Below are 11937 nucleotides of genomic sequence, written 5' to 3' on the forward strand. Positions count from 1 at the left end.
ACGGCCGGAACGCCTCGGTGATCAAGGAGAGTAGGGTAAGCACCCCTGCAGGGTCGTCGCAGCCATGAGCAACATGGCCAGATTCACCGTTCCCGCCACCACCATGGCCAGCCCGACATCCCAGCGGGTGGCCGCAAGTAGCAGCGTGCGACGAGGGCCGGCCTCGGGGCGGCCGTGCCGATCCCGTACCAAACCCGAGTGCAGATACACCGCATAGGGGCGGGGTGAGGTCGATTCGATCGACGGGGCGCACACGGCGGTGGGTCAGGAACTCGGTCCGACGGTGGCGTTGCTGTTCGCCCTGGGATTGTTGGCCTCCGGATTCGCCTCCACCTCGGTCGGGGCCTATGCCGGCGGCGTTGATCATGGATGGGCAGCTGAGGCGCCGGATCCCGCTGCTGGCGCGGCGGCTCATCGCCCTCGTGCCGGCGCTGGCAGTGGTGGCTCTCGGAACCGATCCGAGCCGGGCGCTGATGCTTTCGCAGGTGGTGCTCTCGTTCGGAATTCCGTTCGCCGTTGATTCCGCTGGTGCGATTGACCAGCGACCGGGCACTGATGGGCGTCGAGGCCAACCATCGGGTCACCACAGCTCTGGCTTGGGCGATCGCAGCGACTATCACCGCTTTGAATCTGGCCCTGATCTACCTGACCGTGCGGCCGTAAGATAAAGGCGCACAGTCCTTACCGTCACGGTTGGTCGGGTCGGACACCTACGCCGGATATCGAGCGCGACGGTCTCGTCGTCGACCTCCGGCGCACGCCGCACATCAAGCCGCCGTCCCAGGGGAACAGACCCCCGATCAGCGCCCAAGGGGCGCGAGACCGCGAGCTCGCGCGTGCGCACCCGGACCATAGCGAGACCGATGTGCCCTGCCACGACGATCAGGCGAGCGAGGATGTAGACCATACTCAGCCGGAGCAGCCGCATGGGGAGGGCAACGATTCGGACGCCACTTCGGCCGCAGCGGTCGGTGTGTATACTGGGCCGAGCAGTGAGCTGGGATGCAGCCGACTGCCCAATTCTTGCTCTTCGTCCCACCTTGCTGTGCCGCGGTTGCAACCGCACATCTTTTCCGGCGTGCAGGGGCAGCGTGTTCTTCAGCCACCAGCGGCCTGCTCGTTTCCCGTCGCCCGGAGGCGACGCGAGTCGGTCCGAGGCGGGGCCGGGGATTCGTTCAGATTTGTACGGACAGTGGGCGTGGTGCCCGGTCCCGCTCGTCTGGCCCGTGCCTTCTTTGGCCTTCGGGGCACTGTTCCGGTGTGCTCAGCGGACTTCGACGGTGGCCATCATGCCGGCGTCCTCATGGTCGAGAATGTGGCAGTGATACACGCTGCGCCCCGGGAATCGAGTGAAGTCGACCAGCACCTGCACCCGGCCCCCCGCGGGGACGTTGACCACGTCCCGCCACCTCGGCTGCTCGACGGGTCCACCGTGCTCCTCGACGACCTGCATGGGCCAGATGTGAAGGTGGAACGGGTGGTCCATCGGGGTGGGGTTACGGATCGTCCACTGCTCGATCGTCCCGGCGGCGGGACCCTGGTCGGTGCGCCGGGCGTCGAAGGCGCGGTTGTCGAACCCGAAGTTCATCCCCGCCCCGCCGGGCCCGGAGCCCATCATGGCGCCCATGCCCATGCCCATGGTGAAGGTGATCTCCCGGGAGGCGGCGATGGGGCGTCCGCGCAGGTCCGGATCGACTGCCCGCTGCGGTACCGGACCGGCGTCGGCGGCCGGGGGCCCGTCGGCGACGACGGTGGCCAGCATCGCCGGCCCGGACAACTCGGTGCCGCCGCCCATCATGCCCATCATCGCCCCGCCCCGGTCGTAGCCGAGGGTGCGCAGCTGCCCGGTCCCGGCCTCGATGTCCACCACCAGGTCGGCCCGGTTGCCCGGGGCCAGGGGGACCTCACCGACCTCGGGGGTGCCGGGTTCGTGGCCGCCGTCGACGCCGAGCAGATGCAGCCGGTGACCATCGACGGTCAGGCGCAGGTAGCGGGAGGTGCAGGCGTTGACCAGCCGCCACCGCTCACGGTCCCCGGGGCGGGCGGTCAGCCGCGGTTCGGGCCGGCCGTTGACCAGCAGCAGCTCTCCTTCCCGCCCGGTCATCACCTGCTGGGGGTACACCCGGGCGAGGGAGCCGTCCGGGGCGAGGGAGACGTCGGAGATCACCAGCACCCGCTCCCGCGCAACCGGGATCGCGTCGTCGCCGTCGACCAGGATCGTGCCGTACAGACCGCCGAAGAGCTGATCGGCGACCGAGCCGTGCCGATGCGGGTGGTACCAGAACACGCCGGGGGGATGGTCGGGCGGCACGTCGAGACGGTAGTCGAAGCTCCGGCCGGGCTCGATGCTGACGAACGGATTGTCGCCGGTGCCCTGGGGGGACACGCGCAGGCCGTGGAAGTGCAGGTTGGTGGCCGCATCGAGGGTGTTGACCACCCGCACCTCGAGGCGGTCCCCGGGACGGACCCGCCAGGTCGGGCCCGGCACCGTGCCGTTGTAGGTCAGCATCGTCGCCGCCGTTCCGGCCTGATCGAGGCGGGTGCGGGCCACCGTCAGCTCCACCCGCAGCACTCCGGCCTCGCTGCGCAGCACCGCCGGCTCGACCACCGGCAACCCCGACTCGGCGATCGTGCTGCGGGGGGAGGACGCGAACGGCAGTCCGGTGCGCGAGAGCCCGAGCCCACCGGCGGCGATCCCGGCTACCCCCAGTGCCCCGAGCTGCAGCGCGCGGCGACGATCGATCGGGCGTCCGGTCACCGGTCCTCCAGCTGCCGCACCCGCTGCTGATACTCGTCGGCGTCGATCTCCCCGCGGGCGAACCGCTCGTCGAGGATCTGCCGTGCCGACGACCGGCCGGCCCCGCCGGGACTCTGCTCGCCGCGGCCGGCGGTGCGCAGCCGGACCAGGGCGACGACCACCGCCGCGACCCCGACGAGCAGCAGCACTAGGAACACCCATCCCCAGCCCGACGCGCCGCCCATGCCGCCCCAGCCGCCCATATGATCCCATCCGTTCATTCCACCCATCGGGCACCTCCTCGGACGTCGCATACCCCCGCCGGTATCATCCTCGGGTGCCACCCTAGTCCCGTTCGGCCGTACCGGCCGCCCCGCACGACGGATCTTCACCGAACCTTCGTCCGTCCTGGTGGGTGGCGCCGGATGCGTCGGACCATGCGTTGTCTTCGACCCCAGGCAGGGCACAACCTCGGCGGTCGACCCCGTCCCGTCAGCGGTCCTGGGCAGCCTGCAGCAGCCTGTGCGGGGCGGTGATACTGGCTGGCTCTGGCCACCGGTATCGACGTCCCACAGGGCCTTCGCCACCACGGTGACCATGAGCGGTGAGACGATCGTGGTATCGGCCGACACCGGCGAATGCACTGCGGTGGGGTGCGTGTCGTACCACGCGACAGAGGATCCTCGGTGACGGTGGCGCCACTCTCACCGAATCGGTGATCCCATCGCACTGGACACTCCTACGTCGGACACCGTTCTCGTCTTGGAAGCGACCGGAACGCGGTTGACGGGCTCGCGCCGCACGTGTTGCACCACGTAGGCCTGATCGCTGGTGTCGCGCTTCACCGGCCGAGGCAGCCTGCTGTTCTCACCCTGAGGATGGTGGCGAGGGGCAGCAGCGGGTCGAGAGCTCACGTTGTGATCGCCAGGAGCCAATCCTCGTTGCCGTCCCGGTTCGCCCCCGGGGTGGGAACGGTGCCGTCGGGTTTGAGGTCCGCCGGCTGTGTGGGGCCACCGGCATCGGCGGGGTCGATCCACACGGCGGTCGCCCCCGACGGAACCAGCGAGGGATCGAGCCGGATCGTCCGTCGTGTCGGCACATAGACGACGGCCAGCGATCTGTCCGGCGTGCGGGCGGCGGTGACGTAGTCGTTGTCGAGGACGTCGACCATCTCCTCGTCCGTCGATGCAGCGCCGCGCCCGTCGACGACGAGCGGCTCGTCGACATCCGGCACCAGCTGCCACCACGGCCACGAGTTCCACAGCTCGCGGATGGCCTCGAGCTGGGTGACGGCGGGGGTGTCCAGACGCGTCTCCCACCCGTCCCGGAACTCCCAGTCGTCGGAGCCACGGAATTCGCCCGGTGAGCCGGAGGTCAGCGCCCACAGTGCCTGACGTCGGAGGGTCCCGTCGGTCGTCGGCGCGGTGTCGGACTGGTTGTTCTCGCCTTCGTAGTTTCCCTCCGAGAACAAGGCCGGGCGCGGATCCCTGGCGCCTGCCGCCCGCGCGTACCCGTCGAGCACCGCCTTGTACGTGGGCATGTACATGTAGACGAAGTTCCAGTCCACCAGCGGTTCCCAGAACGGGTTGTCTGTGGACAGGGATCGTTCGGCGCCCAGCTGGATCGAGAACGGCCGGTCCGAGCCGGCGGCGCGGATCCCGTCGAGCATCGCGCGCAGTACGTGGTCCGATGCGGCGCCGGCTGCACGATCCTCGGTGTCGGGCGAATAGTCCCCGCCGGTCAGCCAGACGAGGTTCGGGAACCGCGCGTATCGCTGGGCGAACATCCGGCCGTAGACGAAAGCCTGCTGTGGGGTGGCCGAGGCGAACACGTCGGAGAGGTTCCACCCGTCCACCGGATAGAGGAACAAGGTGTTTCCGTGTCGGCAGGCGATCCGGAAGTACTCGTCGAGCCGGGCCCAGTACGGCTCGTTCCATGCGGTGATGTCGCCGTCGACGAACGGTTCGATGCCGTCGAAGGTGGCTCCCTGATCGCTCGGCCCGCCGTTGCCGGGTGCGCCGATCGCCGAGATGATCGACGCGTTGAATCCGCGGGCCGCCCGATCGGCGAAGTACAGCTCGGCTTGCTCGGGCGACCAGTCCACCAGACCGGACCACGGCGAGTCCCCGCGGACCAGGACGGGGTCACCGTACTGGTCTTCGAAGTAGCGTCCGTCGGGGCTGATGGTGGTGATGTAGCGCCGGTCGGCGCTGTCGGGGCCGCTGCACGGTGCGGCTGCCGCCACGGTAGTCGGTGACGACGGGCTGATCTGCGCGCCGCCGGAGTCGCCGGCGTCCGAACAACTCGCGGCCATCATCAGCGCGAGCATGGCCGCTGTTCGTTTCATCGTTCCCCCACTTTGCCGGGGCGCGGAAGCCGGGGGACTGGTGTATCGACGTGGCGCCGGTCGTGTCCGTGCCCTGGTGCCCAGGCAGTGGCGGTATGCGGCGATCGGTCCCGACTTCGAATCGATTGGATGTCTTGTGCCGCCTGGTCGATTCGGTATTGACCGGATTGTGCGGCCGGGTGCCCGGCGCAGGGCCGGACGGTGTCCGATTTCCGGGGCGTTTGCACCTCATCTGCTCGAGCGAGCCGTCGTCAGGTGGGTGCTGCGCCGAGAGTAAGCCCGGCCCCGCCGAGAGTAAGCCCGTCCCCGCCGAGAGTGGGCGGCGACCGGGGCCGCGGTCCACGGGTGGGCGGGAGTAACGACGGTGGTGTAGAGGGTGGCGGGGACTCTGCACCGGGTGGCCATCTTGAGTATTGTTGCGCCCTGCCTCTGAAGTCGGGGCGCAACAGTGCTCGGCTCCGGTATCTGTGCGTCGGGCAGGAGCCGATGGGAGGGTGGGCGAATCCGCCGAGGGCGGGTCCCTGGGGTGTCGACCGACAAGGACTCGGAGAGATTCATTCGACGGGGTGGGCGAGCGTGCCCACCAGGACGAGGCTGCACCCGAGCCCGACCCGTTCCCGCCAGCGGATCCACCGCTCGCGGCCGAACAGCCGGGTCCCGACCGCTCGGGAGATGCGGTTGTGCAGCAGGCGCAGCGGCCCGCGATCCCCACTCGGCGCACACGTGCGGAGCGGCTGAAGATCGAAGTACGGGGTGAACAGCTCCTGCAGACGCGCCCGTGAGGGCCAATTGCGGATCTGCCCCGGGCCGGGAGGGCGCAGCGCCCGGGTACGGTTCCAGATCGGCGGATTCTGCGTGGTCAGCACGACGGTGCCGCCCGGCACCAGCAGCGCGGCGATCTTGCGGACGAACTTCTCCTGATCGGGCACATGGGCGATGGTCTCGACCGAGACCACCACATCGAAGCCCTGGGGGAGGTCGGTGGTCAGGAAGTCGCCGCTGATCCAGGTGATCTCCGGGTGGGTGGTCTTGAGCCGGTCGATGGTCTTGGAGGGCAGATCGAGGGCGGTGACCGTCCCGAACTCGGCGAGCTGGAGCGACAACCATCCTGTTCCGCAGCCGATGTCCAGGATGCGCATGTTCGGTCGGGTCACCGACCGGACCGCCTCGAGCACGTATTTTCCGCGTCGTTCGTTGCCGGGATTGTTTTCGCGGGGGGCGGAGTCTTCGACCCACTCGGTCCAGAAGCGGACCTGGGCATCCATCGGTGGTTGCGTCATGGTATTTCTGCCTCGAAGATGATGCGCCCGCGATGATGTCAAGCGGATCCTGCCCTACGCGGGAGCCGGTGACGTGGGCGGGCGTGACGAGCGTTGCGCTTGCCGCGCCCGCCGTGGCGCTGATGGTCTTATCCGGTGGTCGCGCTGCTCGGTCCGCAGAGGCTCTGGCGATCCCGAAGGCCGTCGCTGCATCAGCTCGCACCGTCAAGGGGTCACGGGATGTCGGCGGTGATGATCGAGGTCGGCGATCCGGACCCGTGCCGGACCCACCTCCCGGGACGTCCGCGTCGATTCTGTCGACAGCTCACTACATCGGCATGTTCATCATCGGCATCCCGCTCATCTGGTGCAGCCACATCATCAACTGGTGCAGCAAGGTGTGCGCCTGATCCATCATGCCCATCATGTTCACAGTCGTGACCTTCCTCGAGCCCGAGCAGTTTTCGGGTGCGGATACTTTCCACTGTCATCCTTCATCGTTCACCGAGTGATTTCCCGCATACGAAATCCGTTTTTCTTCAACAGATCTTCATCGGATCTCGACTTGCGATGGCCGTGCGCGACAGCAGTGGATCCTCGGGGCCCGCCGCTGAAGTCCCGTTGTACCGGGCGGGGTATGGTCGTCGAGGCTCGCTCCCGAGGTATTCGGGAGCTCGGGGGCGGAAGACACGCGGACATTATGCCCGGCAATCTCAGCGCCGGGCCGGTGTCCAGTGTGGGTCGGGGACGCTGGCTGGGACGACTGTTTCGGCTGCTGCGCACCCACCCTCCTCGCCGGCGCTGACAGACGCACCGGTCTCGGCCTGATGCTTTTGCCGGGTGCCTCGCTTCCGGCTCGAAGAAAGGAATCTCCCGTATGTCTGTGCCCCGCCTATCGGGCGCGGTGTCGGCCTTGGCCGCAGCTGCCCTACTCGTGGCCGGATGCTCGTCCGCTGAGACCTCCAGTGCGGCGACTGCACCCTCCGGCGCTCTCACCGCACCGAGCGTCACATTGGCCCCGGCACTCGATCACGTCCACGGGCTGGCCGTCGATGCCGCCGGCACGGTCCTGGCCGGCACCCACAGCGGACTGCTTGCGGTCGATCCGTCCGGTGCCACCCGCAAGGTCGGCGCCTCCGACGACGACCTGATGGGACTGGCTGGGGTACCCGGCACCGACACATTGGTCACCTCGGGACACCCTGGCCGATCGAGTTCGGCCCCGAATCCGCTCGGGCTGCGCCGCAGCGACGACGGCGGACAGACTTGGAGTGACCGTTCTCTTCTCGGGGAGGTCGACTTCCACGCCCTGGCCACCGATGGAACCATGGTGGTCGGTTTCGACGGCACCGAGGGGATCCGGATATCCACCGACGGCGGTACCACGTGGAGCGCGGGGGCCAGGGTAGCGGCCGCGTCCCTGGCTGTGACTCCGGCTGGGATCTGGGCGATCACACCTGCCGGTCTCGAGCGCAGCACCGACCTGGCGCGCACCTTCACGCCCATCACCGACGCACCCGCCCTGCTGATGCTGGCCGGCACCGGTGACGGGTTGTGGGGCGTCGACGCCGACGGCTACGCCTGGCGCAGCCGTGACGGTGCCACCTGGGAGCAGCGGGTATACGTCGGGCAGGTCGAGACGCTGACCGCCACCGGCTTCGAGACCGCGTATGCCGCCACCGACGAAGCGCTGTACACCTTGACCTGACCTCCCGAGGTGGTCTCCGGCAGCTGAACATGGCACAGGCCCGGCCCGCACGTGCGGGCCGGGCCTGGTGCGGTGCCCTCGATCGAGGGACTGCGTCACAGCGAGGACAAGATGTTCTCCATCGTGGTGATCTCCTGCTGCTGCGTGTCGGCGATGGTGCGGGCCATGGCCACCGCGTCGGGATTCTGGCCGGAATCGACCTCGGTCTGCGCCATCTCGATCGCGCCGCGGTGGTGTTCGATCATCTGGGTCAGGAACAGCCGGGACGCATCGACGCCCTGGGCGTTCTGCAGCGCGGCCATGTCCTCGGCCGACATCATTCCGCTCATCCCACCCATCTGGCCGCCGCCGGGCATGGTGGTGGACTGCATCGGCATGTCGTGCCCGGGCATTTCCATCCCGGGCGAGGACATCGGCATGTTCGGGGTGCTCGTCGCAGACGTGGGCGAGGAGGTGGACTGGCCCCACGCAGTGAGCCAGGCCTGCAACTGCTCGATCTCCGGTCCCTGGGCAGCCTTGATCTGCTGGGCCAGTTCGGTCACCCGCGGATCGATGCCCTCCTTGGCCAGGATGACGTCGCTCATCTCGATGGCCTGGGAGTGGTGGGGAATCATCTGCTGGGCGAAGGTCACATCGGCCTGGTTGTGGTCCGCGGCGGCCTCGGCGGAGGCGGTGGCGCTCACCGCAGCCGACGTGGTCGCCTCGGTGGCCTGGTTGTTGCCGGAGTCGCTGCAGGCAGCCAGGATGAGCGCCGCGGCGACCGCCACGGCGCCGGTGGCCAGAGACTTCTTCCTCACAAGCACATTCCTTTCCTCGTGTGCACGCACCGGGCGAACCCACCGCGGTCGCATCGAAGAGAGCATCCCCCTTCGGGGATCGGGGCAAACCCCTGGAGCGCTCACCGTGCGATACAGCTCGATCTGCAGCCGACCGGTCGGCCGGCGCACCGGTGCATATCCGAGCCTGTCAGCCGCACCCGATGACAATGCAGAGCTTTCTGTGAAGATTTCCTGAAGAATCACCGCGCCCCGTTTCGGACAACTCCGCCCTCCCAGTAGGGCACGGCGCCCATCACCCTCGAGTCCGGATCCGAGGCCACACCCACAGTGCCCGTCGGTAGGCGCCTACGCTGCGGCCCTGTCCCGTCTCGAGCGGGTTACTCGTCCCGCGCGTGCCCAATCTCTGTAGGGGAGGGTGATCGGCGCCGCCGACCTGCAGATCTACCGAGGAGAACGCCACGCCCGCCCCCTGGGTCCGGTACTCCTCGGTGTCGAACCTGCCGCGAGCCGGGCGGTCGAGGACCTGCAGCGGATCGGTCGCCGTCGGACGCGGCGGGGTGGCGGTGCGGCGTGCGGGAAACGGAAGACCGCGGCGATGCCGAACACCACCAGCGCCCAGAAACCGACCAGGATCAGGGACATGACGATCCAGCCCATCGTGGCCGCTCCCCACATCACGACTGCTCCCTTCCCTCACGGCGTAGATCCCAGTCTGGTCCGGTCACCCGGTGTCGCGGGGGCGCGTTCGATGAAGGTTCTCTGAAGAACATCGCCACCGGGTCGCGGCGGTGGCCAGGATGGGACCATGGCAGCCGACTCCGCTCAGCGCACCCCCGACTCCGCCCCGGGCCCTGCGGTCCCCCCCACCGGCCTGCGAGCCCTGGTGGTCGAGGACGAGGTGTCCCTCGCCACAGTGGTAGGCACCTACCTCGACCGCGCCGGCTTCGAGGTCACGCTCGTGCACGACGGCCTCGACGCCGTCGCCCGGGCCCGGCAGGTCGATCCGGATGTCGTAGTGCTCGATCTCGGGTTGCCGCACCTGGACGGGATCGAGGTGTGCCGGCAGCTGCGCACGTTCTCCGACGCCTACGTCGTCATGCTCACCGCCCGCGCCGACGAGATCGACACCCTGGTCGGCCTGTCGGTCGGCGCCGACGACTACATGACCAAACCCTTCAGCCCGCGTGAACTCATCGCCCGCATCCAGGCCATGTTGCGGCGCCCCCGACCCTCGACCGGGGACGGCCGCACCCCCGCGCAGTCCGGCACCGATACCGGCCGCCGTACGTTCGGGTCGTTGACCCTCGATGCGGCCGGCCGCGAGGTGCGGGTCGACGACACCCCGATCGCCCTGACCCGCACCGAATTCGACCTCCTCGCCGCGCTGTCCGCACACCCCAACATGGTGTTCACCCGGGCGCAGCTCATCACCGCGGTGTGGGGCCCGAGCTGGGTCGGCGACGAACACCTGGTCGACGTGCACATCGGGCACCTGCGCCGCAAACTCGGCGACGACGCCACCCGCGGGGTGTTCGTGCGCACCGTGCGTGGTGTCGGATACCGGATGGGAGCCGGACAATGAGCACACCACCCCCGCCCACAGCAGCAGGGCCGAGGCCCGCGCGTCGCAGTGCCGGATTCGGCAGTCGGCTACTGGCCGCGCAGGCGATCGTCGTCGTCGGCGGTGCGATCAGCGCCTGGCTGGTCGCGGCCGCCGTCGCCCCGGGACTGTTCCACGATCATCTGCAGCAGGCCGGCATCGAGCACGTCTCGACCGAGGCGGCCCACGTCGAGGAGGCGTTCACTTCGGCGATGATCATCTCACTGGCCATCGCCCTGGTGGTCTCGGTGCTGATGGCCCTGGCGGTGAGCTGGTACTTCACCCGCCGGGTGCAGCGCTCGATCACCGGTGTGGCTGCCTCGGCCACCGAGATCGCCGGCGGCCACTACGACGTACGTCTGCCCGGGCCCGGTCTCGGACACGAATTCGACCAGCTCGCCGAGACGTTCAACCAGCTCGCCGCTCGGCTGGACTCGGTGGAAACCACCCGCCGCCGCATGCTCTCCGACCTGGCCCACGAGATGCGCACCCCGCTGGCCACCCTCGATGCCCACCTCGAGGCCCTCGAAGACGGCATCCGTGTCGCCGACACCGAAACGCTGACGATTCTGCGGTCGAGTACCGCCCGACTCGAACGGCTCGCCGAGGACATGGGCGCGGTCTCCCGCGCCGAAGAGGGTCGGCTGTCCATCGATCCCGTGCCCACCGACACCGCGACCTTGGTCGAGGCCGCGGTCCGCGCCGCCACCGATCGTTATGCCGCCAGGAACGTCACCCTGATCCACCATCTCGAGCGGCCCACCGCCGTGATCGTCGACCCGGACCGGATCGGGCAGGTGCTGGGCAACCTGCTCGACAACGCCCTGCGCCACACCCCCGCCGGGGGCGCCGTCACCGTCACCGCCGACGTCGACGACCGGTGGGCCGAGATTACCGTCACCGACACCGGCGAGGGCATCGCGGCCGAGCACCTGGGGCATCTGTTCGACCGCTTCTACCGCGCCGACACCTCCCGCCGCTACCAGGAGGGCGGCAGCGGTATCGGGTTGACCATCGCCCGCGCCCTGGTCGAAGCCCACGGCGGCACCCTCACCGCAGAGAGCCCCGGGGCGGGGGCCGGCGCCCGGTTCACCGTGCACCTGCCCACCCGCACCGGCGCGCGTACCACCCTGTCGCGGGGCATCGAGCACACCGGCCCCCGGGGGCAGCCATGAACAAGTTCTCCCTCGACGCGCTCGCCCGGCACCTGGCCGCGCATGCCGCCGCCGCGCCCAGCGGCCGCAGCGCCGAGACCGTCTACGGCGGGCACGAACACGTGCTGCGGCAGACTCTCGTGGCGTTGCAGGCCGGACAGTCCATGGCCGAGCACGTCAGTCCCGGTGAGGCCACGGTGTACATCCTGCGCGGGCGCATCCGTGTCGTCGCCGACCGGACGAGCTGGGACGGACGCAGCGGGGACCTGATCGCCTTACCCCGCACCCGGCACCGGATCGACGCCGTCGCCGACACAGTCGCGCTGCTCACCGTCGCCAAATACTGACCTCCG

Annotated in this window: 9 protein-coding genes and 2 pseudogenes; 5 read left to right on the top strand and 6 right to left on the bottom strand. The window is 69.1% G+C overall.

Annotation, left to right across the window (positions count from 1 at the left end):
* Positions 1-42: 42 nt before the first annotated feature.
* A pseudogene (locus tag LZP97_RS21030) lies at positions 43-219 on the bottom strand (divalent metal cation transporter); the annotation flags it as partial.
* On the opposite strand from LZP97_RS21030, the pseudogene LZP97_RS21035 reads away from it, so the two are divergent.
* A pseudogene (locus LZP97_RS21035) lies at positions 218-663 on the top strand (Nramp family divalent metal transporter); the annotation flags it as partial. The pseudogenes LZP97_RS21030 and LZP97_RS21035 sit on opposite strands and share 2 nt — an antisense overlap.
* 601 nt (positions 664-1264) lie before the next feature.
* On the opposite strand, the gene LZP97_RS21040 reads toward LZP97_RS21035, so the two are convergent.
* From LZP97_RS21040 to LZP97_RS21055, 4 genes are all read right to left on the bottom strand, one after another.
* Positions 1265-2758, bottom strand: a complete 1494-nt coding sequence (locus tag LZP97_RS21040; protein WP_234574906.1) for a multicopper oxidase family protein — start codon at positions 2756-2758, stop codon at positions 1265-1267.
* Positions 2755-3027, bottom strand: coding sequence for an SHOCT domain-containing protein (locus tag LZP97_RS21045; protein WP_308116383.1), 273 nt, complete (start codon positions 3025-3027; stop codon positions 2755-2757). Before LZP97_RS21045 ends, LZP97_RS21040 begins: the two co-directional genes overlap by 4 nt.
* Positions 3028-3647: 620 nt before the next feature.
* Positions 3648-5084 (bottom strand): apiosidase-like domain-containing protein, encoded by a 1437-nt coding sequence (locus LZP97_RS21050; RefSeq protein ID WP_040273313.1) that lies wholly within the window; start codon positions 5082-5084, stop codon positions 3648-3650.
* A 554-nt stretch (positions 5085-5638) separates the two neighbouring features.
* The gene (locus tag LZP97_RS21055) at positions 5639-6349 is read right to left on the bottom strand and encodes a class I SAM-dependent methyltransferase (protein ID WP_006938857.1); all 711 of its coding nucleotides are present in this window, start codon (positions 6347-6349) and stop codon (positions 5639-5641) included.
* Between the two features lie 871 nt (positions 6350-7220).
* Here LZP97_RS21055 and LZP97_RS21060 point away from each other — a divergent pair.
* Entirely contained in the window at positions 7221-8051 is an 831-nt protein-coding gene (locus LZP97_RS21060) for a F510_1955 family glycosylhydrolase (protein ID WP_082170442.1), read from the top strand.
* A gap of 95 nt (positions 8052-8146) precedes the next feature.
* On the opposite strand, the gene LZP97_RS21065 is transcribed toward LZP97_RS21060, so the two are convergent.
* On the bottom strand, positions 8147-8848 hold the full coding sequence (locus LZP97_RS21065) for a DUF305 domain-containing protein (RefSeq protein ID WP_040273309.1): 702 nt from the start codon (positions 8846-8848) through the stop codon (positions 8147-8149).
* Between the two features lie 787 nt (positions 8849-9635).
* On the opposite strand from LZP97_RS21065, the gene LZP97_RS21070 reads away from it, so the two are divergent.
* Genes LZP97_RS21070 through LZP97_RS21080 form a run of 3 tightly spaced genes read left to right on the top strand, consistent with a single transcriptional unit; the run spans position 9636 to position 11931 of the window.
* Positions 9636-10412 carry a response regulator transcription factor gene (locus LZP97_RS21070; RefSeq protein WP_082061311.1) on the top strand — a complete coding sequence of 259 codons (777 nt, stop codon included), beginning with the start codon at positions 9636-9638 and terminating at the stop codon, positions 10410-10412.
* A complete protein-coding gene (locus LZP97_RS21075; RefSeq protein ID WP_006944402.1) occupies positions 10409-11605 on the top strand; it encodes a sensor histidine kinase in 1197 nt (398 codons plus the stop codon). The genes LZP97_RS21070 and LZP97_RS21075 overlap by 4 nt, the downstream gene beginning before the upstream one ends.
* Positions 11602-11931, top strand: coding sequence for a cupin domain-containing protein (locus tag LZP97_RS21080; protein ID WP_040273305.1), 330 nt, complete (start codon positions 11602-11604; stop codon positions 11929-11931). Before LZP97_RS21075 ends, LZP97_RS21080 begins: the two co-directional genes overlap by 4 nt.
* The last annotated feature ends 6 nt before the right edge of the window (positions 11932-11937 follow it).

This window comes from Rhodococcus sp. DMF-1, from assembly GCF_021441945.1.
GTDB lineage: Bacteria > Actinomycetota > Actinomycetes > Mycobacteriales > Mycobacteriaceae > Rhodococcus > Rhodococcus ruber.